This is a genomic window from Brevibacillus nitrificans (assembly GCF_003710965.1).
Lineage (GTDB): Bacteria > Bacillota > Bacilli > Brevibacillales > Brevibacillaceae > Brevibacillus > Brevibacillus centrosporus.
Genome location: NZ_RHHU01000011.1, coordinates 89,624 through 115,484, shown reverse-complemented (window position 1 = coordinate 115,484; position 25,861 = coordinate 89,624). Strand labels below are relative to the sequence as shown.

At 48.7% G+C, this 25,861-nt stretch carries 24 protein-coding genes; 14 read left to right on the top strand and 10 right to left on the bottom strand.

Going from position 1 to position 25,861, the window contains the following annotated elements; all coding sequences use genetic code 11:
* The first annotated feature begins 205 nt into the window (after nucleotides 1-205).
* From EDM59_RS18550 to EDM59_RS18525, 6 genes are all read left to right on the top strand, one after another.
* Nucleotides 206-2,251: a hydantoinase/oxoprolinase family protein gene (locus EDM59_RS18550; protein ID WP_122924983.1), complete on the top strand. Its 2,046-nt coding sequence runs from the start codon at nucleotides 206-208 to the stop codon at nucleotides 2,249-2,251.
* Nucleotides 2,248-3,999, top strand: a complete 1,752-nt coding sequence (locus EDM59_RS18545) for a hydantoinase B/oxoprolinase family protein (protein WP_122924982.1) — start codon at nucleotides 2,248-2,250, stop codon at nucleotides 3,997-3,999. Before EDM59_RS18550 ends, EDM59_RS18545 begins: the two co-directional genes overlap by 4 nt.
* A 65-nt stretch (nucleotides 4,000-4,064) precedes the next feature.
* The gene (locus EDM59_RS18540) at nucleotides 4,065-5,402 is read left to right on the top strand and encodes an MFS transporter (protein WP_122924981.1); all 1,338 of its coding nucleotides are present in this window, start codon (nucleotides 4,065-4,067) and stop codon (nucleotides 5,400-5,402) included.
* 111 nt (nucleotides 5,403-5,513) lie between these two features.
* Nucleotides 5,514-5,693 carry a hypothetical protein gene (locus tag EDM59_RS18535; RefSeq protein WP_122924980.1) on the top strand — a complete coding sequence of 60 codons (180 nt, stop codon included), beginning with the start codon at nucleotides 5,514-5,516 and terminating at the stop codon, nucleotides 5,691-5,693.
* 23 nt (nucleotides 5,694-5,716) lie between these two features.
* Nucleotides 5,717-6,313 carry a TetR/AcrR family transcriptional regulator gene (locus EDM59_RS18530; RefSeq protein ID WP_122924979.1) on the top strand — a complete coding sequence of 199 codons (597 nt, stop codon included), beginning with the start codon at nucleotides 5,717-5,719 and terminating at the stop codon, nucleotides 6,311-6,313.
* 12 nt (nucleotides 6,314-6,325) lie between these two features.
* Nucleotides 6,326-6,664 carry a cupin domain-containing protein gene (locus tag EDM59_RS18525; RefSeq protein WP_122924978.1) on the top strand — a complete coding sequence of 113 codons (339 nt, stop codon included), beginning with the start codon at nucleotides 6,326-6,328 and terminating at the stop codon, nucleotides 6,662-6,664.
* 99 nt (nucleotides 6,665-6,763) lie between these two features.
* Here the strand turns inward: EDM59_RS18525 and EDM59_RS18520 are convergent, their stop codons facing one another.
* From EDM59_RS18520 to EDM59_RS18485, 8 genes are all read right to left on the bottom strand, one after another.
* Nucleotides 6,764-7,549, bottom strand: coding sequence for an ABC transporter ATP-binding protein (locus tag EDM59_RS18520; protein WP_122924977.1), 786 nt, complete (start codon nucleotides 7,547-7,549; stop codon nucleotides 6,764-6,766).
* 1 nt (nucleotide 7,550) lies between these two features.
* A complete protein-coding gene (locus EDM59_RS18515; protein WP_122924976.1) occupies nucleotides 7,551-8,348 on the bottom strand; it encodes an ABC transporter permease in 798 nt (265 codons plus the stop codon).
* A 120-nt stretch (nucleotides 8,349-8,468) separates the two neighbouring features.
* Nucleotides 8,469-9,482 carry an ABC transporter substrate-binding protein gene (locus tag EDM59_RS18510; RefSeq protein ID WP_122924975.1) on the bottom strand — a complete coding sequence of 338 codons (1,014 nt, stop codon included), beginning with the start codon at nucleotides 9,480-9,482 and terminating at the stop codon, nucleotides 8,469-8,471.
* A gap of 23 nt (nucleotides 9,483-9,505) precedes the next feature.
* Complete coding sequence (hisC, locus tag EDM59_RS18505; RefSeq protein WP_122924974.1) at nucleotides 9,506-10,615, bottom strand: histidinol-phosphate transaminase; 1,110 nt, start codon at nucleotides 10,613-10,615, stop codon at nucleotides 9,506-9,508.
* Complete coding sequence (locus EDM59_RS18500; RefSeq protein WP_122924973.1) at nucleotides 10,612-11,706, bottom strand: iron-containing alcohol dehydrogenase family protein; 1,095 nt, start codon at nucleotides 11,704-11,706, stop codon at nucleotides 10,612-10,614. Before EDM59_RS18500 ends, hisC begins: the two co-directional genes overlap by 4 nt.
* A gap of 184 nt (nucleotides 11,707-11,890) precedes the next feature.
* Nucleotides 11,891-12,808, bottom strand: coding sequence for a DMT family transporter (locus EDM59_RS18495; RefSeq protein WP_122924972.1), 918 nt, complete (start codon nucleotides 12,806-12,808; stop codon nucleotides 11,891-11,893).
* Between the two features lie 149 nt (nucleotides 12,809-12,957).
* Complete coding sequence (locus EDM59_RS18490) at nucleotides 12,958-13,479, bottom strand: GNAT family N-acetyltransferase (protein WP_122924971.1); 522 nt, start codon at nucleotides 13,477-13,479, stop codon at nucleotides 12,958-12,960.
* On the bottom strand, nucleotides 13,476-13,931 hold the full coding sequence (locus tag EDM59_RS18485; protein WP_122925208.1) for a DinB family protein: 456 nt from the start codon (nucleotides 13,929-13,931) through the stop codon (nucleotides 13,476-13,478). The genes EDM59_RS18490 and EDM59_RS18485 overlap by 4 nt, the downstream gene beginning before the upstream one ends.
* A gap of 162 nt (nucleotides 13,932-14,093) precedes the next feature.
* Between EDM59_RS18485 and EDM59_RS18480 the strand changes: the two genes are divergently transcribed.
* Together EDM59_RS18480 and EDM59_RS18475 are read left to right on the top strand one after the other, a co-directional pair.
* On the top strand, nucleotides 14,094-14,504 hold the full coding sequence (locus EDM59_RS18480) for an acyl-CoA thioesterase (protein ID WP_122925207.1): 411 nt from the start codon (nucleotides 14,094-14,096) through the stop codon (nucleotides 14,502-14,504).
* A gap of 115 nt (nucleotides 14,505-14,619) precedes the next feature.
* Complete coding sequence (locus tag EDM59_RS18475; RefSeq protein WP_183192951.1) at nucleotides 14,620-15,324, top strand: HAD family hydrolase; 705 nt, start codon at nucleotides 14,620-14,622, stop codon at nucleotides 15,322-15,324.
* A gap of 57 nt (nucleotides 15,325-15,381) precedes the next feature.
* Here EDM59_RS18475 and EDM59_RS18470 read toward each other — a convergent pair whose 3' ends face one another.
* A complete protein-coding gene (locus tag EDM59_RS18470) occupies nucleotides 15,382-16,263 on the bottom strand; it encodes a YitT family protein (RefSeq protein ID WP_122924969.1) in 882 nt (293 codons plus the stop codon).
* Nucleotides 16,264-16,576: 313 nt separating this feature from the next.
* On the opposite strand from EDM59_RS18470, the gene EDM59_RS18465 reads away from it, so the two are divergent.
* Entirely contained in the window at nucleotides 16,577-16,906 is a 330-nt protein-coding gene (locus EDM59_RS18465; RefSeq protein ID WP_122924968.1) for a YnfA family protein, read from the top strand.
* Between the two features lie 67 nt (nucleotides 16,907-16,973).
* Here EDM59_RS18465 and EDM59_RS18460 read toward each other — a convergent pair whose 3' ends face one another.
* Nucleotides 16,974-17,174, bottom strand: a complete 201-nt coding sequence (locus tag EDM59_RS18460; RefSeq protein ID WP_005830059.1) for a cold-shock protein — start codon at nucleotides 17,172-17,174, stop codon at nucleotides 16,974-16,976.
* A 374-nt stretch (nucleotides 17,175-17,548) separates the two neighbouring features.
* Between EDM59_RS18460 and EDM59_RS18455 the strand changes: the two genes are divergently transcribed.
* The 5 genes from EDM59_RS18455 to EDM59_RS18435 all read left to right on the top strand — a co-directional run bounded on the left by EDM59_RS18455 (nucleotide 17,549) and on the right by EDM59_RS18435 (nucleotide 25,786).
* Nucleotides 17,549-18,877 carry a sensor histidine kinase gene (locus tag EDM59_RS18455; protein ID WP_122924967.1) on the top strand — a complete coding sequence of 443 codons (1,329 nt, stop codon included), beginning with the start codon at nucleotides 17,549-17,551 and terminating at the stop codon, nucleotides 18,875-18,877.
* Between the two features lie 8 nt (nucleotides 18,878-18,885).
* A complete protein-coding gene (locus EDM59_RS18450; RefSeq protein WP_122924966.1) occupies nucleotides 18,886-19,539 on the top strand; it encodes a response regulator transcription factor in 654 nt (217 codons plus the stop codon).
* Between the two features lie 160 nt (nucleotides 19,540-19,699).
* Nucleotides 19,700-24,160 (top strand): immunoglobulin-like domain-containing protein, encoded by a 4,461-nt coding sequence (locus tag EDM59_RS18445; RefSeq protein ID WP_183192950.1) that lies wholly within the window; start codon nucleotides 19,700-19,702, stop codon nucleotides 24,158-24,160.
* Between the two features lie 133 nt (nucleotides 24,161-24,293).
* On the top strand, nucleotides 24,294-24,956 hold the full coding sequence (locus tag EDM59_RS18440; RefSeq protein WP_122924964.1) for a futalosine hydrolase: 663 nt from the start codon (nucleotides 24,294-24,296) through the stop codon (nucleotides 24,954-24,956).
* The gene (locus tag EDM59_RS18435; protein ID WP_122924963.1) at nucleotides 24,956-25,786 is read left to right on the top strand and encodes a 1,4-dihydroxy-6-naphtoate synthase; all 831 of its coding nucleotides are present in this window, start codon (nucleotides 24,956-24,958) and stop codon (nucleotides 25,784-25,786) included. Before EDM59_RS18440 ends, EDM59_RS18435 begins: the two co-directional genes overlap by 1 nt.
* Nucleotides 25,787-25,861 lie beyond the last annotated feature (75 nt).

The window sequence follows — 25,861 nt, the reverse complement described above, 5'->3', positions numbered from 1 at the left end:
TATACTCTACCTAATTCAAATTAGTTAGATTTTTTAATGAAAAGAGGAAAGGAGACGTTTAGTTTGCCTGATATTGTGTATTTTACTTTTGGGTAATAGTATTTTACCTAAAGTTTATTAGGTTGAAAAGTGGTTCTGATAGGTGCGTTGAGAAAGGTCCTGGAAAATGGTTGTTTCCAATTTCATAAGAAAGAGGGCGGAATATTTGAAACGATATCGTTTGTCCGTTGACATCGGAGGTACTTTTACAGACCTGGTCTTGTTTGATAAAGCGGACGGGGTTTATCACACCACTAAGATCCTCACAACTACAGATAATTTGGCCAGAGGAGTGTTGGAGGGCGTTAGTAAGTTTGTTAGTGATTTTAGCCAGATTGATTATTTTGTGCACGGTACCACATCTGGGCTGAATGCATTTCTGGAGAGGAGAGGTGCTGGTGTAGCTCTGCTCGTTACGGAAGGGTTCAAAGATATCTATGAGCTTGGACGCGGAAATAGGCTGGACATGTACAACATTAAGTACAGGAAGACAGAACCGCTCCTGAAACGTAGAGACACGTTTGAAATCTCTGAGAGGATCATGGCAGACGGAACCAGCTCAAAAGTGATCGACATGACCTCTGTGGAACGAGTCATTGCACAGGTGAAGGAAAAAGGATATCAGTCTGTTGCGGTATGTTTGCTTCATGCCTATAAAAATCCGGAACATGAAGTGGTGATTAGAAAGGCATTCCAAAGCAAGGCACCAGAGATCGCAGTCTCGCTCTCCCACGAAATCGCACGCGAATGGCGTGAATATGAACGCACAAGTACGACCGTCATTAACGCCTACGTGGCTCCAATCGTCAAAAACTATTTAAGTATTCTGGAGAAGGAAACTGCAAATAGGGGATTGGGTAACAGCCTTTATATTATGCAATCCAACGGGGGAGTGATGACTTCAGATATTGCAAAGGACCTCCCGATTCAGACCCTTTTGTCTGGCCCTGTTGGAGGTGCGATAGGAAGCATTACTTTAGCAGATTCAGTGGGATATAAAAATATTATTTGTGCCGATTTGGGCGGTACTAGCTTCGACGTAAGCCTTATCATAAACGGACAACCTGATATAACCGTTGAAACAAATCTGGAAGGATTCCCTATCCTTTCTCCCATGGTGAATATCCATACCATTGGAGCGGGTGGAGGGTCGATCGCCTATGTTGAAGCAGGTGGATTACGTGTAGGTCCCAAAAGCGCAGGTTCAAATCCGGGGCCGGCATGCTATGGAAAAGGGGGTACCGAACCTACTGTTACAGATGCAAATCTCGTGCTGGGCAGAATCGATGAAAATGGCTTTCTAGGTGGTGGGATGAAGCTCGATAAGGAAGCAGCTTATCTCGCTATCGAAAGGATTGCTTCCCAGCTCGGTTTGAGTGTTACCGAAACAGCAGAGGGAATATGCAAAATAGCCAATGCAAAAATGGCTGATGCGATCCGAACCATTACTGTCAGCAAAGGAATTGATCCGCGTGATTTCGTTATGGTTGCGTATGGTGGGGCGGGTCCGATGCATGCATTGTTCATTGCGGAGCTTTTAGGAATTGATAAAGTGCTCGTCCCTTCTGTCGCAGGAACGTTCTCGGCATTTGGCATGCTTCAAACGGATATCAGATACGACACCGTTCGCCACTTCGTAAGTCCGGTCGAGGACGTTGAGCGTGAAGATATCGAGCGAACATTTCGAGAGATGGAGGAAGAAACAAAAATTGTACTGGAAAAGCAACAGATTGCGGTTGAAGACATGATTTTTAACAGATCCGTGGATATGCGTTATGTAGGTCAGGAGTATACGATAAACGTTCCTTATGAGATAGAGGCGTCTGGAGAGAATGCTTTTGATCCTTATCCCTTAATGAATTCGTTCCATGAACTGCATCGTACACGCAATGGTCAAAACAATCCCAGCGGAAAAGTAGAAGTAGTAAATGCGCGCTTTACGGGATATGGCTTCTTGGAAAAAGTAACAACCTCCGCAATAGGTGAGCAGACTGGCTCGGAACCGAAAGAACGCGTCATGAAAAAAACGATCTGGAATGGAATTGAGAAGGATACACCTGTATACACAACGCAAACCCTCCATTACGGTCACCAGTTTGAAGGTCCAGCAATCGTTGAGGACGCAAGCTCGACTACGGTTGTTCCATCCGGGTTTGTAGTAGAGATTGACATGCACAAAAATATCCTAGTAACAAGAAAGGAAATAGGATGACTACTACTGCAAGAAACTATACCAATCAAGAAAATCCCATTACGACGGAAATCATCCGAAGTGCATTGACTACTGCTGCTGGAGAAATGAATACAAGCTTATATCGCAGCGCCTATTCGCCCATTATTTACGAAATGAAAGATTGCAGTGTTGGTATTTTTAATCAGCATGCGGAGCTATTAGGGCAGTCAGCTGGTCTTCCGCTTTTTTTGGGGAACCTGGATGAGTGCATAAAAGCTGTAACAGACAGGATTGGAGGCGTGGAGAACTATCGATCCGGTGATATTTACATCATGAACGATTCCTACATTGCAGGGACACATTTAAACGATGTGACTGTCATTTCTCCTATATTTTATGAGAAGACGCTCGTAGGTTTTACAGCGAATCGCGCGGACTGGATCGATATTGGCGCAAAGGATCCAGGGACACCGATGGACGCGACCGAAATTTATCAAGAAGGACTAAGAATTCCACCGACTAAAATTTACGATGCTGGTGTACCAAGGGAAGACGTCATCAACTTGCTTGTAACAAACTGCCGATCCCATGTTGCAGCTCTTGGAGACTTACATGCGCAGATTGCTGCTTGCCGCACCGGCGAAAAGCGGTATCGGGAAATCATTCGTACATTTGGTATGGAAACGGTAGAACGCTGCGCCCAAGATATCATTGCCCAATCGGAGCGAATGGATCGGGAGGCCATTAGCAGGATTCAGGATGGGGAGTATCAAGCGGAAGGGTACATGGATAACGACGGCAATTCGAATGAACCCGTACTCGTGAAAGTGAAGGTAACGGTAAAAGGGGAAGACATTACGATCGACCTTACAGGTTCCAGTGAACAACGGCGCGGGCCAATCAATTGCGGGTTAGCTCAAACCATTTCTGCATGCCGTATTGCCTTTAAAAATTTAATCAATCCAGATTCTCCTGTAACGGGAGGGAATTTCAGAACCTTACATGTCGTTGCTCCGTCTCATACGATCTTTAACGCACAGGAGCCTGCCCCATGCGGTTATTACTATTCGCCGCTTGGACTTTTGATGGATCTAATTTTCAAAGCGCTTTCTCCCGCAATGAAAGAAAAAAGCGTAGCGGCTCATTACGGAGATGCTATGAATATTGCATTCTCTGGCATCGATCCCAAAACGAATGCTCCCTTCCTGAATTTCGAAGCTACTGCAGGCGGTTGGGGCGGATTTCATGAAAACGACGGTCAATCCGGCTTGATATGCAATGTGTGCGGCGATTTCAAAAACATGCCAATTGAGGTGTTTGAATCGAAATTCCCGATGAAGGTTACGATGTATGGGCTGCGCGAGGAATCGGGAGGTGCGGGATACCATCGCGGCGGTTTGGGAATCGTTCGAGGATACGAGGTTCTTGCAGAGGAGTCCTCTATGTACGCATGGTTTGAGCGATCGAAAACACCTGCCTGGGGGTTGTTTGAAGGCAATAGTGGCATGCCACCTAGCGTGGTCGTCCAAAGAGGCGACGAAAAAGAGGAAGTATTAAAAGTGAATGCAAAGCCTCTAGCGTTTGGCGATGTGATCACGGTGAAAACGGGTGGAGGTGGAGGTTTCGGTCATCCTTTTGACAGGGATCCCTATAAGGTAATTGAGGATGTGCTGGACGGGTACATTTCCGAAGAGACAGCATGGACTGACTATGGTGTGGTATGCAAGCCCGGAACGCTAGATATCGACTGGGAAGGGACAGCGGAATACCGAAAAGGGAATAGATAGGTATGAACAGTGGATGGCGGCATTTCAAATTTGGGTGAGAATCATTCATTTAGGGGAGGAAGACCATGTCGATCGAATTGCAAAAGAATGATCAGGGGTCTAACCACGTACCGGTAGGGGCAGTTTTTCAAAACATGCCGGTGACTCGCATGCACTGGAAAGCAGGAATCGCACTGTTTATTTCATTCGTTGTTCAGATGTGGGAATCGATGATCATCATCCTCATCGGTGATTCTATCGGGGCATCGTTAAAATTGACACAGGTCCAAATCGGTTCTTTGATTGGTTCGTCGCCATTGGGAATGATTTTAGGATGTTTGCTGTGGGGGAAGCTCGTTGATAAGTTCGGTCGAAAACGAACAACGATATGGAGTTTATTATCCTATGCGCTGATCTCCCTACTCAGTTCATTCTCAGTAAATTTCGAAATTTTATGGTGGATGCGTTTTTTATCGGGGGTAGCTTTGTCGGGGTTATTGGTAGTCACCTTTCCCTATTTTACCGAGTTGCTGCCTGTTAAGGTAAGGGGAAAAGCTGCTGTCTACCTGGCATCCGGTATGCCAATCGGCTACTTGTTTGCTATAGGCGTGACACATCTGTTCGGTGATCTCGGTTGGCGCTGGATCCTAGGAATCAGTTCTCTGGGTGGGCTTTGGTTTTTGGCGATACTATCGATTCCAGAATCGCCCTATTGGCTTGTCGGCAAAGGTCGCCAGAAAGAGGCAAAAGAAGTCATAAGGAAACTGTCTGGTGGAAAAATAGATTCTGAATTAGATGACGTGCAATTGGTAATCACCGACGTGAAAGAAGGGTCCTTCCTTGAGCTTTTCAAACGAAAGTATGTAAAAATGACCGTCTGGATGACGATTTTCAGTTTCTGCTTCTCGTGGGGGTACTGGGCATTGCTTTCATGGCTGCCGCTTTTGCTTGAAAAGAAGGGATTGAGTACACCACAAGGGTTGGGCTTCTTGGCGATTACTGCGCTATTCATGTTTCCAGGGTATATGGCCTCTGCCTCCCTTACAGGAAGGTTTGGACGGAAGAAAGTAGTGTTTTGGTTTGTCCTATTAGCTGCCATCGGAGGATTTGGATTCGCTACCTCGAATTCCGTTGTGGAAATGTACATCTGGAACTTCGTCTATTACTTTTTTAGCTTAGGGGCTTGGGGTGTATGGAATACTTGGTCGGGAGAAATGTATCCAACTGATGTTCGGGGAGTCAGCGTAGCATGGGGACTAACAGCCCAAAACATAGCCAGCGCAGTTGCGCCGGGTATAATCGGAGCGATGTTAACGGCAAATTTGAGCTTTGTGGCAATCGTATCGTTTATTTCCTTGTTCCTTGTCGTTACGTGCATCTCTTCACTCTTCTTGCGTGAAACGGAGAATGTGATTTTGGAATAACCCTATAGGCATCAGCCGTCTCTCTATTTTGAGATGGCTGATGTTCATTCACAGAGAAAAAAGAAGGAAACGATTGAGAAGAATGTAGAATTAGAAATAGGACGTCAAAAGATGGAGCAAATAATGGTGAGGATCCAAGAAGGAGTAGTAGATGAACAGCAACAGAAAATGCGTATGATCGTAGACAGTTTTAACGAACGGGAAAAACTCATTCATGATTTAAAGCAGATTGCTACTTTTAGTAAGGAAGTTAAATCCGTAACCGAGTTCTTCCTACATCGTTTTTTATGATAACTAGTTAGGTGGTAAAGTTCATGACAACGAAAGAAAAAATTAAAAATGTAGCCTTAGTCCATTTTGCTACTCACGGTTATGAGGGAGCCACCTTAACGGCGATCGCTACCGAAGTGGGAATAAAAACACCATCCATGTATGCGTTTTTTGTGAACAAGGAAGAACTGTTCCTGCAAATTTTTGAAGAAACGCAAAAAGAATACAATCTGTATGTCATTAGAGCCATTACGAAGTCCGAGGTAAGTTCTGTACAGGATAAGTTGTACGGGGTCCTTATGAGTTCATTTCAGTACAATCAGCAGCAAAAAGATAAAATATCCTTTTATAGAAGAGTGATTCTGTTTCCTCCCCCTAGTTTGGAAGAACAAATAAAAACAAAATTAAGTGTCACAGAGGAAATACTGTCGAATGTTTTGCAGGCTATTTTCTTGGAGGGTATGGAGCAGGGTGTGATTCGCAAAATAGACATTGAAGTTTTGGTCGATGCTTTTTATTGCTTGATGGACGGCGTCTTTATGGAAATGTCTCTGTACGATGGAGAAAAATTTGAAAGGAAGCTTTTGCATGCATGGAATACATTTTGGAGTGGGATTACCTATGGAGCAGCTATCAAATGACGGAGGTTTGTCATGATTATTTCCTATGCGAACAAGGTGTTACCCGAGGGGGGATCAGGGGCAATTCTCAAGACGATGTTCCCATTTCATGCCATTGATGGGGGAAAAACACGCTTTGGTATTGTAACCATTCCTCCTGGCATACGCATTCCTATCGAGGGTCTAACACCGCATGATGAAGACGAATATTGTATCGTAGTAAGTGGTGCGATGGTGGTTACAATTGGCGAAACCGAACATCGTGTTTCAGTAGGAGATGCAACATTGATCCCAGCAGGAGAAGCGCATGCATCGTTTAATGATGGAGACGAAGATTGCGTAGTGGTATGGGCATTGGTAAAGCGATCGTAAACGACAATCCCTCAAGGAGAAACCCCCAAGACCTTCGCTAGTAAACGCTAGCCATCAGCCTTGGGGGTTTCTCCTTTCTTTTTCGATTACTGCTGTCTCTTACGGATTGACCGCCTTCAAGCTTTCCTCGCGAATCAGGTCCAAAAGCTCCAGCTTCAATGCGAGGAAGTCCTCGCTATGTTTGTTCTGGTAGTCGCGCGGACGTGGGAGCGGCACCTTGATATTCTTCTTCAAGCGCCCTGGCCGCGCTGTCATCACGTAGATCGAGTCACCAAGGAAGATCGATTCCTCCACGTCATGGGTGATGAACAGGATGGTTTTCTTTGATTCTTCCCATACCTTCAACAAGATCTCCTGCATGATCGTCCGCGTCTGTGCGTCCAGCGCCCCGAACGGCTCATCCATCAAGAGGATTTGCGGATCGTTGGCGAGAGCCCGAGCAATCGCTACACGCTGCTTCATCCCACCGGACAGCTGGATCGGATAATGCTTGTCAAAGCCTTTCAGACCGATCAAATCGAGGTAGTGAAACGCGATCTCGTCCTGCTGCTTCTTGGGAACGCCTTTTAAATCCAAGCCAAAGGTGATGTTGTCCTTTACCGTCAGCCATGGATAGAGCGTATACGACTGGAAGACCATTCCGCGGTCAGGTCCAGGTCCTTTGATTTCTTTGCCATCTAGGTAGACATGGCCGGAAGAGGGCTCCTCCAAGCCAGCTACGACGCGCAAAATGGTGGATTTCCCGCAACCGGAAGGCCCCAGAATGGTAACAAACTCGCCCTCCTCGACCGAGAAGGAAGTCTGATCCAAAGCGACAACCTGTCCGCTTTTTGTTGAAAATACTTTCCCTACGTTATCGATCACTAATTTCGGTGTTGTCGTCATCTTAAGATCCTTCCTTTCTCATCCAGGAGAAGGATGCGCGATAGATTGCTTTAAAGATCAGGTCCATGATCAATCCCAGTACCCCGATGATCAGAATCCCGACGATGATTTTATCCGGCTTCAGGAAGCGGGAGGCTTGCATGATCATAAATCCGAGACCGTCCGAAGCCCCGACCAGCTCGGCTACAACCAGGTACGTCCATGCCCAGCCAAAGGTAATGCGAAGCGTATCGACAATACCAGGGAGTGAAGCAGGGAGGATGACCCGTTTGAACAGCTGAAAGCTTTTTGCACCGAGGGTGTAGGAGACTTCGATCAGCTCGTTCTGGATGTTCTTCGTTACGTCCATGACCATCAAAGTCAGCTGGAAGAAGGTGCCCAGGAAGATGACAGCCATTTTTTCCCCTTCCCCCAGGCCGATCCACAAAATCAGCAAAGGAATAAAAGCAGAAGCAGGCATGTAGCGAATAAAGCCAATAATCGGTTCAAAAGCACCCTGCATGACGCGCAAGGAGCCCATCAGCATGCCCAGCGGTACGCCAATCACGGCAGCCAGAATAAAGCCGAGAGCTACACGGGAGAAGCTGATGCCGATATCCGTCCAAATTTCACCGCTCTGGAACATGGTGATCGCAGATTTGACAATCTTGTCCGGAGCAGGGAGGAACAGCGGATTGACGAAGCCTCCGTAGCTGAGGATGGACCAGAACAGCAGCAAAAGAATAAAGGTCGCGATTCCCGCCCCTGTGTACAGAGGTTTGGCGATATCTTTATTCGGGGTGAAAACATTTTTCCACATCGTCATCCCTCCTTTTGATCAAGTAGTCATTTTATAGGGTCAAGCAAGAGAAAAGGAGGCCCCCAAGAGGGAGTGAAAACGCGGTCGCTCCACCTTGTACGGGCCTCGTTAGAAGTTTTCTTACAGTCCTCCAGCAAAAGTTGGATTCAATACGTCTTCTGGCTTAGGAGCCGTGTCGATCAGCTTTTGTTCCATGTAGAAGTCGATCGCATTTTTGGTGGAAGTGTAAATAGCGCCTTTTCCATCGCCAAACAGCTCTTTGTTCTCTTCCTTGTGCAGGAATTTCAGGCCAGTAACCGTTCCTGTGAATTCAGCCAGTTCGATTTTCAGACCTTTTGCCATGATTTCGTTGGACTCGTCTGTGTGTTGCTTCCAGTAATCCATTGCTTCTGCCATAGAAGCTACGAATGCTTTGATATCGTCAGGACGCTTTTCGATTACGTCTTTTTTGAAGCCTACCGTATCCACGATGATACCGGACAAATCTTTGGTGGAGAGCAGAACTTTTCCGTTTGCTTGCGAAGCCTTGCTCAACCATGGCTCCCACGTAACAGCTGCATCGACTTTGCCAGCAACGAAGGCAGCACCCGCATCACCAGCGGACATTTGCACCATTTCTACATCTTTGTCTGTCAGGTTTGCTTGCTTCAGCGCAGTGAGGATCAGCATGTGGCTAGTGGAGCCTTGCTCAAACGCAACCTTTTTGCCTTTCAAATCTGCGACAGAAGCGATTTCGTTTTTCGCGATGATCCCGTCGCCGCCAAAAGAATCATCCAAGAGCCAAACGACTTGCATCGGAACACCAGCAGCAGCCAGCGTTACTTGAACGTCGAGGGCAGTAGCCATACCATCGACTTGTCCGCCAGCCAGCGCTTGTTTGCGCTCAGCCAAGCCTTCGATGATGGAGAGTTCTACATCCAGACCGTGCTTTTCGAAAATGCCTTTTTCTTTCGCCAGGAACAGTGGGCCATAGCCAGTCCATGTAGGCAGTGTCACTTTCAAAGGAGTTTTGGCCGCAGGAGCAGCATTGCCGCCTTCTGCTGGCTTCGATTCGCTTGCTTGATTGGAAGATCCGCAACCGACTGCAGTGAGGGCAACCATGACGGACAGCAGCAAAAATAGAAACTTTTTCACTTGAATTTCCCCTTATCTGTTTTTTATTTAGATAGAACTTCTTTAAATACCTCAACAAAAGCTTTCATTTCCTCAGGTTGACCGATGGAAATGCGAAGGGAGCTGTTTAGCCCATAGCCAGTCAATTTGCGTACGATCCAGCCGCGTTCAGCCAGTCGATCAAACACCTCTTGACCATCCTTGCCTGTATCGACACAAACAAAGTTCGCCTGGCTGCTCAGATAGGACAGCCCAAGCTCGTCAAACGTTTTGCACAAAAGCTGCTTGCCAAATTGATTGATTCGTCTGGACTCGGCTACGTGCTCGGCGTCATCAAGGCTGGCTAATGCACCAGCTTGTGCGATGCTGTTGACATTGAATGGAGGGCGAACGTGATTGATGGCATCGACGAGCGCAGCTTGTCCCATCCCGTAACCGATCCGGGCAGCCGCCAGCGAATAGATTTTCGAGAAGGTCCGGATGACGAACACGTTGGCAAAGTCACTCACCAGCTCTACCGAGGAGCGATAGCCATCTCCATCCGCAAACTCGTGGTAGGCTTCGTCGATGACGACCAGCACGTTTTCTGGCACTTGCTTGATGAACGCTTGCAGCTCATCGGCAGGAATGACAGTTCCTGTCGGGTTGTTCGGATTGCAGAGGAAGATGACCTTCGTTTTCTCGGTAATCTTTTGCAGAATGGCCTTTAGGTCGATGCTCAAATCTGCTTTCATCGGAGAGAAAACAGGGGTTGCCCCCATCAAATAGGTCGAAGCCATGTACTGCACAAAGCAGATTTCCGGGATAATCGCCTCGTCCTCAGGCTCCAGAAACGTTTGGGCTACCAGAATGATCATCTCATCTGCCCCGTTGGACAGAATGACGTTTTGTGGGAGGACGCCTTCTTTTTCTGCGATTTTGCCTTGAACGGCTTCTCCGCTGGAGCTCGGATACAGATTCAGCTGGGACAGAGCTTGCTGCATGGCATTTCGCGCTTTGCTCGAGGGGCCCAACGGATTTTCATTAAAAGAGAGCTTGTATACTTGCTCAAGACCCAGTGCCTGCTTCATTTCTTCCACGGGCAGATCGGCGAGCGAGCACGTATAAGGCGTCAGGTTCGGGTAGACGCTGCGGACCATTTGATCTAGCTTCATCGTTGTTTGACCTTCTTTCCGATGGCATCGGCACCCTGGATGGCCTGTACGACCATCTCAGGCGTGACCGCGAAAGGCATGTTGTCCATGTCTTCGATGTCGACTGTGACGGTGCCCAGGCGCTCCCACTCTTCTGCGGAAAGCTCGGTAATCGCCATGTCCTCGAGTGTGTAAGGCAGCTCAACCTTTTGATAGAAGGAGATCAGCTCGCGGATTTCCTCTTCGCTTTTGCCTTCCAGTACGAGCTGGGACAAGATCCCGAAAGCGACGATCTCACCGTGGTAGGTGTCGTGCACCTCAGGGAAAATGGTCAAGCCGGAGTAGATCGCGTGCGCTGCAGCTGTACGGCAATCGTCGCCGCCATAGCCACTCACGCTTCCGCTGATCAGGATGATGCTGTCGATGACGTCATTAACCGCTGCGTCGACTTTTCCCTGCTTGATGGTCTCAATAGCAGAAGGTCCTTTTTCCAAAAGCATCTGGTAGAGACCTTCCGCCAAGCGAACCGCGCTTTGATTCAAAGCAGTAGGCTGGCTCTTTTTCACCGATACGGAAGATTCGAACCATTTTGCCAAGGTGTCGCCGATCCCTGCGACGAGGAAGCGATAAGGAGCCTCACGGATGATCTTCGTGTCTACCAAAACGACATTCGGAGCCTTGGAGCGATGGCTGATCTCGATAAACGTTCCTTCGTCGTCATACATGATCGCAATCGGTGTAGCTGGAGCGCAGGTAGCGGCAATCGTTGGAACGGCGACTAAAGGCAGATTTTCAGCAAAGGCAACTGCTTTTACCGTATCGATCGCTTTGCCGCCACCGACTGCGACGAGTACCTCGGGCTTTTTCTCCTGTACGATGGCGCGCAGCTCCTCGACTTTTGCCCATGAGCATTCGCCGCCGTACCAGGTGAAGCCTTTATTTTCAATTCCTTGCTTTTCCAGGCTGGCTGTGATGACGGATTGGACTTTCGACAGAGCCGTTTTTCCACCGATCATCAGCGCGCTGTTTCCAAAACCCTGGATATAAGCACCAATTTCATTCAAAAGCTCTACTTCACGTACATATTTACCAGGACCTGGTATAGTAAACATAACGACATCTCCTGTACCATTATTCATGGGAGTGAATGAATATACAATAGATTATACTATGGTTTAACTTATCGTTTGTCAATATAAACGACTTACAACATTCTGAAATATAGTGCGAAAAAACAGCTGTTTCCCAGCATTAGCCAGACAACAGCTGTTTTTGGTAAGAAAATGGTCTGTTTTGTCACGAATGATGCGACTGCTTAGGGGCTTTCGACTGCTGCAAATTGGATAGCGCTACCCCTAAAAAGATAAAAGCGGCTCCAGCAAAAAAGCTCAGCCCTAGATGTTCATGCAGCAGCAGCCAACCCAGAAAAGATCCGACGATCGGCTGGACGAAGAAAAAGCCAGCTCCGCTCCCCGCCTGCATCATCTCAAAGCCTTTGTTCCACAGGTAGAAGGCACCTGCCGTAGAGATGATCCCGATATACAAGACACCCGCCCAAATTTCCCAGCCGAAATCCCACGAGATCGGAGTAACGCTTATTTCCCAGATCATGACGGGACTTGTGAAAATCAGACCGAACAGCGCCACATAGGTAGTCACAGCGAGAGAAGAGTAGAGCTGTGTCGCCCTTTTGCTGAGTACCGTGTACAATCCCCAGCTGACAGCGGCAACGAGCAGGATCACATTTCCGGCAAAGGAGGATTGCGCATCGGCCTGATCCGGCACACCAATGACGATGAGGACGCCTGCCGTTGCAAGCACGATGCCGATCAGCTGCTTCCATTGGATGCGCTCTTTTAGCAGCCACACCGCAAAAATCGCGATGAAGGCAGGGGAAGCGGAGGTGATGAGTGCGCCCATATGAGCCGTCGAGAGCTTGGTACCTAGGAACTGAGCGGCAATCGAGATGGTGATGCCGACAAATGCAATCAGCATGATCATGGGAAAGTCTTTTTTGGCGATGTAGTCCTTGCGGGAGATGACGAAGGCCCCCAGCACGACCAGCGCGATCGCAAAGCGCAGGATCAATAGGGTAAACGGGGGAATGACTTCCAGCACGACTTTGCTTACGACATACACGCCTCCCCAGATCGCTGCAGCCAGCGTCAGGCAGATCGCTCCGAATAACTGCTGTTTCCATTGTGATTGAATCATGTATAGGTCCCCTCTCGGAATGTTCTTCATGAAAGCCCATATTCCGTAGTCGAGGGGAAGAATGTACCATCGATCCATTCCCTCCCGACTAGGAGAGGACGGCAGGTACATCACATTCAAACAAGTGGAGTGTCATTTGCTTCACCTCCTTATTCTGGTGACGGTGACAGCCATTTGGCTACGAGAAGAACAGGCTGCTCCAGACGACCGACTGGCGCAAGAACCTGGCGATACTGTTCGTAACCGAGCTTGCCCCAAAACAGAAGGGAAGGCTCGTTTTGGGCGATAACTCCGTGATGTACGTGGAGGCTGCCCGCAGAGGCACAGAAACCTTCTGCCAGCTGGACCGCTTCTTTGCCATAGCCTTTTCGTTGAAAATCAGCGTGGATCAGTAGCAGACTGATCCAGCTTTTTTGATCCGCGGGATTGGTGACGATCAGGTGCATGATGCCAACGATTTGTTCACCCGCGTACACTGTCAGCCAGTATCCTGAAGGTATTCCCACTGTAGAATCATATTCGGTTTCCAGCTCTGACAATGTCACGATTCCAAAGCCATTGCGCAGTTGATTGTACCCCGGGTTGCTGTTGTAGATGTTCAGAAGCTGGGGAAGTTCGTCCCGTATCGTTTCCCGCAGGACGAGGCGTTCTCCCGTTAAGGAAAGACTCATTGGGCGCCACCGTATTTTCGAATCAGGCCGATCTGTCCCGCGTGATAGCCGTTGTGATAGATGAGGCGTCCCAGCGCCTGTCGTGGTGTGAGTGTCCCGATCGGAGCCACGCAAGGAATGTCCCAAGCCTCTTCGGGCAGGGAGGAGAGGGAATCGAGCAGATGGGCAAAAGAGGCTTCCCGAATGGCATGAAGCGGGGCAAGCTCCGTATAGATGCCTTCATCCTTCACGTTTCCAATCGTTGCAAGCGTAAGGCCATCTGGCAGCGGACGCTGAAAAAACATCATACAGAAGCGATACTCGACCTCCGCAATATGATGAATCAAAAAGCCGATAGAGTTGGAGCCAGGAGCCAATTTCCAGACAAGCTCCTTCTCTTCCAGATTGACTAGCACGTCCATATAGCGAGAACGTGCGGTTTTCAGGGCAGGCAGCAGTGTCTGTTCAAACATCAGCTCGATCATCCTTCCATGGAGCTTGGAAAATACATACTACCCTTATTATAGGTAAAACAGGACAAAAGAACAGACGAATCATTTTGAATATTGCGAATGAATGTTCACTCAGTTCTGGAAATTCGCTATACTGGAGAAAAGAAAAAAGGAGTGATGGGGATGCCGCATCAAATAGAGTTTCCCGTTCGTTCAACCGATCTGGATTTCATTGGACACGTCAATAACGCAAAGTATTTGGAGTACATGGAGTGGGCCCGGTTTGACTGGCTCTGGCAGACGGGACTGACTCTCGACGAGCTGCAGCGTCGCGCCATCATGCCGGTGGTGGTCAACATTACCATCAACTATCGAAAAGAACTGCGCATTCATGAACAGGTAGTCGCCCGAACATCCGCGGTCAAGCTGGGCGAGAAAAGCTTTGTCATCCGTCACGAGCTGTTCAATCAGGAGGAGAGGCTCGTAGCGGATGCAGATGTCACGATGGTCATGATCGATGCCCATTCCCGCCGTGCTACGGAAATGCCAGCAGAGCTGCGTAAGGCGTTGTCGGCTGAATTGGCACAGCAATAGCAGGAAGCATCATTCTCGCATCTTTGTACAGGTTGCTCCCCTGAAGGCGCACTTTTTCCGTTACAATGAACAAGAGAGAACCAGACGGAGAAACGAGAGAAGGAGTGACGCCAAGGTGTCTGCTTTCACAACGATATTGTTTGACTTGGATGATACTTTGTTTGACTTTTCGGCTTGCTGGGAAAAAGGGATGATAAATACGATCGCGACACATCCGCTGACCCACGACTTGGATGGAGCGGCTTTGCTGTCAGCGCTGCGGCGGCATGGGGATGCGCTCTGGGTTGATGTCATTGCGAAAAAATACGATTTTACCCAATACCGCCAGCTTCGACTGCAACGATCCATGGCAGATTTCAACCGGGACATCAGCGCAGAGGAAATCAACGGCTTTCAGCAAGCCTATGCGGCAGCGTGCATGGATGCGGTCACTCCTGATGGGCACGTGAATGAACTGATCGCGGATTTGTCCAAGCGCTTCACGCTCGGGATCGTGACCAACGGCCCCGTGGATATGGCGTTTATCAAGCTAGAGAGACTTGGACTCTCTGACTATTTCCCAAGAGAGCGCGTGTTTCTGTCCGAGCTGATCGGCTACCACAAGCCAGATCCGCGCATTTACGCCACCGTTTTACAAGCGCTGGATGTGGAAGCTTCCAAGGTGTTGTTTGTAGGAGATACATGGGAGGCGGATGTCGCTGGAGCGATGGAGGCCGGTATGTCCGCAGTCTGGATCAACCCGCGTGGGAAAAAACAGCCAACGAGCCATCAGCCTCTGGCCACAATCGAGCGGCTGGAGCAGCTTGCGGCCTGGTTATAGGACAAAGAGAAAAAGTGCCTCCGAATAATGGGAGGCACTTTCCTTTTGTGCATATAGTCAGTGAATTGCGTTCTTTTTGAATTGTCCGCCTCGGACGTCGTGAATATTGCCGACTGCCAAAAACGCGCTCGGATCAATCTCTTCGACGATCATCTTGAGCTTTGCTTCTTCCAGACGGGTAATGATGCAGAAGACGACCTTCTTCTCATCGCCTGTGTAGCCGCCCTCTCCTTTTAGATAGGTGACTCCGCGTCCCAGACGAGCTACGATGGCATCTCCCACATCCTTGTAGCTGTCGCTGATAATCCAAACCGATTTGGATTCCTGGAAGCCTTCGATGGTCAGATCGATCATTTTGAATGCAATGTAATAGGCGATCAGCGAGTACATCGCACGATCCCATCCGAATACGAATCCGGCGCTGCCCAAAATGAAAAAGTTGAAGAACATCACGATCTCACCAACGGAGAAGGGGGTTTTCTTGTTGAACAGAACAGCAATAATCTCTGTGCCGTCCAGTGATCCTCCATTGCGCAGGACGAGCCCAACGCCAATTCCCAAAATGATTCCGCCAAACACGGCTGCAAGCAGCGGGTCATCCGTCAATCCTGGAACCGGATGCAGCAAGGCGGTGCCGATCGACATGATGGTGACGCCAAAAAGCGTAGAGATGGCGAACGTCTTTCCAATCTGCCTGTAGCCGACGATCAGGAATGGTAAGTTGAGTAAAAATAGAAAAATGCCAAGAGTCCATCCAGTCAAGTGAGACGCAATAATCGAAATGCCTACAATACCGCCGTCAATAATTTGATTCGGAACCAGAAAGATTTCCAGACCAACCGAGACGAGAGAAGCACCGATCAGGATGAAGAAGATTCTTTTGAGCAATTTTCCCAACGGCAATCTTTGGTGAGTCGATTTTGACAATGTTTGTTCCATCGTTCCCCTCCCAAATATTGATTGTTTACCTATTCATTATACCATTCCTTGTCTGATACCTAAGGCTTAAATGTGCTGTCGCGTAAAAAAGTACATTCACATCTGATTTTTGGGTAATTAGCAGCCGCTTATGACTTTGACATTGACAGGGGAGAGGGAGATTGCTACTTTCTACTAGTGAGAAATCGGGGAGCTCCTATCAGCCATGGCAAAATGGCGATGGTAGGCAAAATATCTGAAAAATACACTACATGGTATGTGAGACGAGTCGTTTTCATACGATTTTCTTTTTGGGTCGAAAGGAGGAATAGGGATGTTTGTAACCGTGCTCTTGTTTGTACTGGCTGGTCTGGCCGAAATTGGCGGCGGGTATTTGGTCTGGCTTTGGCTCAGGGAGTCCAAACCGATTGGATATGGTATCATCGGGGGCATTATTTTGGTTCTGTACGGGGTGATTCCGACCTTGCAGAGCTTTCCTTCCTTTGGTCGGGTGTACGCGGCATACGGAGGTGTGTTCATCGTTCTCGCTGTACTGTGGGGGTGGCTGGTCGACAAAAAAACACCTGACTTGTACGACTGGATCGGAGCTTTCATCTGCATAATTGGCGTGAGTGTCATCTTGTGGGCGCCACGTTCGTCGTAGAGGGAGAAAGCAGGCTGAATAAGAAAAGCTGCCCCTCTTTACAGAGGTGGCAGCTTTTGAAAGCCGATTACAGTTTTACAACGTTCTCAGCTTGTGGTCCACGGTTGCCTTCTACTACGTTGAACTCAACGCGTTGGCCTTCTTCGAGGGTTTTGAAACCTTCGCCTGTGATTGCGCTGAAGTGTACGAATACATCGTTTCCGCCTTCAACTGCGATAAAGCCATAGCCTTTTTCAGCGTTGAACCATTTTACTGTACCTGTTTGCATGGGTGTTACCTCCAAAAAATAAAATGAATATGCAACTTTTATTTATGGGTAAAATAAAAATTCACACATTGGAAAAGGTTCAAACATACATGTAAACCCTTTACAATATGTGAACACTTAGAAATCTTTTGTTTGAATAAATACTACCACAGCTCTTCTGGGAAAGCAATCAAATAAGTAGGCGGCAAAGCTGGGTGTTTTGCCGCTTTTTCTAGGTAGACAATGAAATGTCTACTTATGTGATCTGGCGAAGAGAATTACTATGTTATAGAAGGAATAGGAGGGCGTTGACAGCTTCTGATTCGCCTCTCTATTTTGTCGAATGAACATGTATACTTTAGATAAATGACCATCTTGTACAAAGGCGGGTATCCATGTTCTTCTTCATGTTTTTTCTCATGTTTGTCAGTCTGACAGCTTTAAGTATCTATTTATGGGTGAATCATCGGGGGAACCGTCTGATTTTTTGGGCAGCATTGGTGATCCTGTGCGCCGGTTTGGGCGGCTTGCAGATGTTTCTTGAAAAAGGCTGGGTCCCGTATGCAATCGAGCACAAGCTGAGTGTGACCGTAGTTCGTGCATCCATTTTTGTGACGGCGCTGTTAAACATGGTCATCAATACGTTCCCTTACTACGGAATGCTGCTCTTTTATCTAATCTATAATGGCTTCTTTACGTATCAAAAATGGATTCCGATTCTTCTCGGCATTCCGCCGGTAGTGACTTTGCTCTTTCAGACGGATTTGATGGCGAATCGCGTTCATAATGGATTCGTAGCTGTATGGGGTCTCTGCTATATATGCTTGATGGCTTGGCTGGCTGTTCGTCCGATGATACAGGCGAATACGCCCAAGGAACGGGTCAATCACGCTTCGATTGCCATTGTCTTTCTCGTTCCGCTGATTGCTTTGAATGTCTATCATTTTTCTGCTGCACCCGTAAGCGATCAGCTAATAGCCATCATCCCGTACATCTGTATTACGAGTTTATTGCTCATAACCGTTTTCTACTTACGAGATGCTTTCCTAGGCATCAGAAGGAAGTCGCTACATACCGTACATGTAGGAACCGGGTTCATCCACCATTCCCTAAAAAACTCGATCGGAAAGATCAAGCTGAACGCATTGAATATCCGGAAAAATGTACAACTGGGACAGTATGAAGAAATTGAAACATACGTTGGAAACTTATTGAGGACACACGAAGCGATGATGGCGATGATGTCCAAAATTTCACATGCCACGAGCGACAAGCTGGGACCAAAGCGGGAAATGCATGATATCTCCGTCGTTTTGGACGAAGTGCTGGAATCCGTGGAAGCCCTTCCGAATGTTCGAGTCGAGAAGCGGTACGTGCCGACGCTTTTGCTCATCGACAGAATGCTCATCACTGAATGCCTTCAAAATATTTGCAACAACGCCGTGGAAGCGATGTGGGAAAAAGGATCGCTCCATATCTCCCTCGACAAGCGCACCAACAAGGTGTTGCTTACGATTCGTGACACGGGTCGCGGAATGAACAGCATACAATTGCAGAACATATTTGAGCCCTTTTATTCCACGAAGCTTCGCACGGGTGAGCATTTCGGTCTCGGCATGTATCAGGTGAAAAAAGTGGTCGAAGCCCATAAAGGCAAGGTAGAGGTCAGTAGCACACCCAACAAAGGGACAGTCATTGTCCTTACATTTCCATCAAAAGGTTGAGAAAAACGATGAGTAAAATAAAAGTTCTCTATGTGGAAGACGATCCCGATTGGAGAGAAGGATTGCAAAGCTTTTTCTTCGGACACGAGAATATAGAGCTTTACGCTTGTGCTGCTACAAGGGAAGAGTGTTTCGCTCTCCTTCGCAGCGAACCAGCCGACATTGTCGTCATGGACATCATGCTTGGAGACGACAAATCCTCAGGGCTTGACGCCACGCTTGATATTTCGGTTCAGTATCCCCATGTAAAAGTGATTATGCTCAGTTCGTTGGATGACAACGATGACATCTTTTACGAAGCCTTTTTGAATGGAGCCTATGATTATCTCTATAAGAATGAGTTCGAGAAGTTGCCCGATGTCATCTGCGCGGCCATGCACAACCAGAGCTCCAAATATGGCGACCGGTTGAGAAAGATGGTTCATGAGCAAAAGAAAAGCCTGCTAAGCGACGGAGATCGCCAGCTGCTCATTATGATTGCTGACGGAAAGACACAATCCCAAATAGCAAAGGAGCTCCATGTGAGTCTGGCAGCAGTGAAAAAGCATGTGGGCAGAATCTTGAAGAAGTTCAATTGGGAACAGTCCAGCAGCGAATTGGCAGATAAATGTCAAAAGTGGGGGCTGCTTGAGCTTGAGAGTGACAAAGAGGATAACCGCTAGCAGATAGAGTTTCGGGGGGAACCGTCTTCCTTTTTGCAAATGGCAAGAAGGAGGACGGTTTATTTTTTTGTCATGGTAGACATAAAACTGTCCACTTCCTGTCTACAGAATGTGCATGGTATCCTCGCTACAAATTGGTCTTGGTCACAAGGAGGAGAGAATGAAGAAGAATCAAAGAACAGCGCGGTTCTGGATGCTGGCACTTGCGTTATTGCTTTGCTCTGGCCAGCTGCTGTCTATGCCAGGGGCTATGGCAGCAGGAGGAGATGGAGGAACGATTTACTATGTGAAGATGCAGGAGGAAGGGGGAGACGACGGCAGTACCGGAACGACATGGGATGATGCTTTCGCCACTTTGCAAAAAGCTCTGGAATCGGCACAAACGGGAGATAAGATCTGGATGGCAAAAGGGACCTACTATCCGACGAAAGAATCTTATGCCAGTGATGTACGAACGAAAACGTTCCAGATGAAAAACGGTGTGGACATTTCCGGCGGATATTCTGGAATCGGAACAGAGAGGAATGTGACTGATTATCCGACAGTTCTTAGCGGTGATATCGGCATTGAGGGCGATCCTTCCGATAATGCCTACCATATTTTCCATAACAGGAATATAGACCAGACCGCGAAGCTGGATGGTGTCACGGTTACGGGTGGGAATGCCTCTGGCTATTATGTGTACGATCAGGACGGTGGAGGAATGTACAACTACCAAAGCAGTCCTACCTTGCAACATGTAACCTTTGTTGGGAATACAGCAAAACGACAAGGCGGGGGGATGGCGAATTCGAATGATAGCAGCCCTGACCTTACCTATGTAGTGATGGAAAACAACAAGGCGCAAATTGGCGGGGGCATGCATAACGAGGACAACAGCAGTCCTATTTTGCGCAATGGGAGGGTAACCAGGAATACTTCGGAGTATTATGGCGGCGGGATCAATAATTATAAGAGCAATCCTGCTTTGACCGATGTAGCGATCAGCGAAAATGAGGCAGGTTCACTTGGGGGTGGGATGTATAACTTTGGCAGCAGTCCCATACTCACTCGAGTAGAAATCAAGCAGAATAGAGCAAATACTTCTGGCGGCGGAGTGGTAAACACCGCAGGCAGCAATCCTGTGCTTTCAGATGTGAAGATGACCGAGAATGAAGCGATTTCTGGCTCTGGCGGCGGGATGGTGAATTCCGATAGCAATCCTGCGCTGAGCGATGTGGTGATTAACCTGAATAAGGCAGGTACGGATGGAGGTGGGGTGTATCACTCCTCTGAAGGTGGAGTATTTACAAATGTAACGATAAGTGAAAACACGGCCAAAGAGAAAGGCGGCGGGGTGTACTTCATCAACAGCAAATCGACACTCAACCATGTAGAGATGAAAAGGAACCATGCGAAAAATGGCGGCGGGATCTATAACAGCTATAGTAATGATGTCATGACGGATGTGAAGATCAGCGAGAATGAGGCGACTGGTGATGGTGGAGGGATCTATAGCAACGGCGGTGCCAATGTTCTGACGAATGCGGAGATTAGCGGGAATGGGGCGAATGTGTCCGGTGGCGGAATCTATAACTTTGGCTCCAATCCTGCCCTGACCAATGTGACGATTAGCGGAAACGAAGCGAATGTGTCTGGTGGTGGCATGTACACGTGGGCTTCCACTTCTGCTTCACTTCGTAACAGCATCGTCTGGGGAAATTCAGGAGACGACATTTTCTATTATACGCCAAGCTCTACGATTCACATGGAGCATTCCTTGTTAGGCAAGCTAAACCGGGCAGATGATAATGGGAATCGTGGGAATATATATGCTGCAGATCCTGTATTTATCGATTCTGCCCAGGGAAACTATCGCCTTGGCTCAGGCTCACCAGCGATCGATCAGGGCAGCCCTGCGTATTTTGATGCAGGTCAGACTCCTGATCTGTCTTCCATTACCACCGACATGGAGGACAAGCCACGCTTGGTAGGAGACAGCATCGATATGGGGGCTTATGAATATCAAGAAAATGAGGCTAGACTGAACAGCCTGCTCATAGAAGGGGACAGTCAAGCTTTCGTGTTAACTCCTGAATTTTCAAGTACGGTGACAAGTTATCGAGTGTATGTGAACACCGGCGTGACCAAAATAAAGCTTACCCCAACGCTGCAAGATCCGGCAGCGGATGTAGAGCTGAGAATCGGCGAGGGTGCGTGGTCTTCCGCAGTCAGTGGAGCCAAGCAGGAGCTGCAAGTGGGAAACACCGAGAATGAGATCCAAATCCGGGTAACGGCAAAGGATGGGGTCGTAAAGACGTATACGGTGACACTGGACAGCCTGCCCAAACCTGATCTGGCCCTGAGTCACTCAGACTGGACCGATCAGGATGTGACGATAACCGTACATAATCGAGTAGAAGGGGCAAGGCTTGCGTCTAGCACCAATGGTCAGGATTGGCAGCCTGATCCCGACCCATTGACCCGAGATTCGATCGTCATGACAGCGGAGGGGAGCTACCTCATTTACATCAGGCAGGTAGATGACGCACAAAGTGTAAGCGAGGCAGCGGAAGCACAGGTGCGTATCGACAAAACGGCTCCGGTGATTACGCTGAATGGTGATGCGATCATGAGTATCCAGCGCGGAAGCACATTCGTCGACCCCAAAGCACAAGTCACGGACAACCTCGACCCAGAGCCGCAATTCTCCATAAACGGCACAGTGGATACCGATAGACTCGGGGAATATACGCTCACGTACGCCGCAGTGGACCATGCAGGCAATCAGGCTGACCGTGTTACCCGAACTGTGCAGGTGGTTCGAGAAGGGACGCTCATGCAACCAGTCATCTCGGTTCATCCATCCGGCTGGACAAATGGCGATGTGGAGGTAACGGTGAGCGGTGAAGCGGGCGCAACAATGGAGTACAGTCTGGATGGGCAGACATGGGAGCAATATGTGGGGCAATTAACGATAAAAGATGAGAAAGTCAAGAAGGTATACGCCCGACAGACAGACGCTTTGCAAAATGTCAGTGATGTTGCGGAAGCAGAAATCCGCATCGACAAAACGGCTCCGGTCATTACTTTAAATGGAGCCGCAGCGATGAACATCTACCGAGGAAGCGTATTCCAAGATCCAGGAGTGACGATCACGGACCAAATCGCGACCGGCTTGGCACCGACTATTACCGGGACAGTAGATGCCACAAAACGGGGTACGTATATCCTCCAATATGCGGCAGAAGATTGGGCAGGGAATCAGGCAATTCCGGTGGAGCGCACGGTGCGTGTCATTGATCGTCCTGTTCCCTCGCCCTCCCCTGTTGTGGTTCCGGTCAGTGGAATAACGCTTGCGCCGCGAACCTTGACCCTGACGATAGGCGAGGAGTCCGTGGCTTTGGATGCGGCGATCGCACCTTCCAACGCTACGAATCAGGCTGTAAGCTGGAGCAGCAGCAACCCAAGTGTGGCTGAGGTGGAGACAAACGGCAGGATAACGGCGAAAAAGGCAGGAACGGCTACCATCACCGTAACAACCTACGATGGCAGCAAGACGGCAAGCAGCATAGTGACTGTCCTGGAAAAACAGGAGGAAGGCAAGCTTAAACTGGAAGTATCTCCTGCTTCTATCCAGCTGTTGCCGGGTGACTCCAAAACTTTCAAAGTATATGTCTTGGAGGGAACAAAACGTAAAGAGATCACAAATGACAAAGCGATCAGCTACAGCTTTGACAAAGATTACGTCAGCGTAAAAAAGGGAAGAGTCACAGCCGGCGAGAAAACGGGAACCTCTCCAATGACGGTTCATTATCGGGGTGAAGAAGAAACGATCACGATCACGATCGAGAAAGAAAAACCAGATCGTGTAGTGCTTGAGGCCTCCGAATCGACGTTCTTGCTTGTGCCGAATGGAACGATCCGTTTTAGCGTATACGCAGTCGAGAAAGGCAAGCGCAAGTTGATTACCAGAGACAAGCATACCTCATTCAGTGTTGACGACAAGAGGCTGGTAGAGATTTCGCCAGGACGATTGAAAGCCGGAAAGGAAGAGGGAGAGACTGTACTCACGATCCAGTACCAAGGAGAAGAACTCGTCATTCCTGTCGTCATTTCGAAAGTAAAGGTCCAATTCCTTCGGGGATCCGACAAAGAGGTCGTGCTGGGAATGGATGATGAGCACACGTTGCGCATCCTTGCTACTATGAGCAATAAAGAAGAGATAGATGTTACGGAACGGGTGCGTTGGTCGTCAGTGGGTACACAGAATGTGGTGAAGGTAACGGAAGATGGCACCTTGATTCCGCTAAAAAAAGGAACGGCCAATCTTTCAGCCAAGTACGGGGGCAGGGTGACGAGGATTAGCGTTCTTGTCCTGGATGAAAAGAAAGCGAAAAAGCTGCAGGTAAATCGCTCCAGTCTGAAGCTAAAAGCGGAGCAATCTGTCTCTGTCATCATCACAGCTCTGTATGAAAAGGGCTTTAAGGAAGACGTGACCAAGCAAGTGAAATGGAGCGTGGAAGACGAGGAGATTGCCGACGTTGAGGATGGAATGGTTACAGGGATCAAAGCAGGCAAGACGACGATAAGAGCGACATACGAAGGAATTGAGAAGGAGATTATCATTACGGTACGGTAAGGTCATATTTTCCCTGCATTCTGACAAACTGCGTAAACGACTTTACAGCGAGCAAAAGTAGCGATAACGTTGGAGATGGAATGAAAACCTAGCAAGCATTAAAAAATGAGGAGAGGAAGGAGGCGATGTGTAAATGGAGGATTCTCGAAAAAAGGGGCGAGTGCTAGTAGTGACCTCAGTCGAACCTGAGCGTGAAGCGATATTGCGCGGTCTAGGTAACGATGGTCGCTTTACAGTCCGCATCGGAGGAGTAGGTCCTATCGCAGCAGCGGCGCGAACAGCACGGATACTGGCTACAGAGGAGCCGTTTGATCTGGTCATTTGTGCCGGGATCAGTGGAGGGTTTGTCGGTCAGGTAGAGGTAGGCTCGCTGGTTGTCGGCAGTGAGATTGTCTGTGCCGATCTCGGCGCGGAGACGGCTGAAGGCTTTTGCAGCTTGGACGAGCTCGGCTTCGGATCTGCCCATGTTCCGGTAAATCAACAGCTGGCAGCAAGTGTTACCGAGGCGCTGCAGGCAGCAGAATTGCCAGTGAAAATGGCGCCGATCCTGACCTTGTCGACGGTGACAGGTACGGCGCAGACAACTGCGGAGCTAACACGACGCAAACCTGATGCGGCTGCGGAAGCGATGGAGGGGTATGGCGTAGCGGTTGCCGCACAGGAGGCAGGAATACCGGTCTTAGAAATTCGGGCTGTTTCCAATGCGATTGGCCCGCGTGACAAATCGGCTTGGCGAATGAAAGAGGCTTTTGCTGCTCTGGAAGCAGCCAGCTCTGTACTACGGGAGGTATTATGATGAAGATTGCTTTTTCTCCATGTCCAAATGACACGTTTGTCTTCCACGCATGGGCGCATGGGCTGGTTCCCGGCGCTCCTGAGCTGGACATTATGTACGCAGACATTGACATCACCAACCATTTGGCGATCAACACAGAAGGCCCGGAGGTTATGAAAATCTCCTATGCGGCCCTGCCGTGGGTTTTGAAAGACTACGCGCTGATACCGTGTGGCGGAGCACTGGGAAGAGGCTGCGGCCCGCTTGTTCTGACACAGGACAGCAACGATCCTGCCAAGCTGTCTGGTAAACGCGTAGCCGTTCCTAGCGAGCGTTCTACCGCTTATCTGCTGTTCCGCTTGTGGGCAGCGCAAAATGTCCCGGGTGGCGTAGGGGAGATTGTCGTGATGCCTTTCCATGAAATCATGCCTGCCGTACGAGATGGCAAGATCGATGCGGGTCTGGTCATTCACGAGGCACGCTTTACTTATCAAAACTACGGTTTGACCATGATGCAAGACTTGGGCAGCTGGTGGGAGTCTGACACGGGTCTGCCGATTCCGCTGGGTGCCATCATCGCTCGCCGCTCTATGGATATGGAAGCTTTGACCAAATGGACACGTGCTTCAGTCGAGTACGCGTGGGCACATCCGGAAGCATCTAGAGACTATGTAGCGGCGCATGCTCAAGAAATGGCGCCGGAGGTAACACAAGCACACATCGATTTGTACGTAAACGAGTTTACGAGAGATCTGGGCGAGGACGGGTTCGCAGCCATCTCAGGCTTGCTCTCCAGGGCTGCTGATGAAGGTCTGGTTCCCAAATTTGATTTGGCTCTTTTGCGTGCGTAGTCAAACCGAATGGAAGCAAGAGAAACTCTGTAGCCACTCAAGGGTGGGAGGGCTACAGAGTTTTTTGCGTTCGGA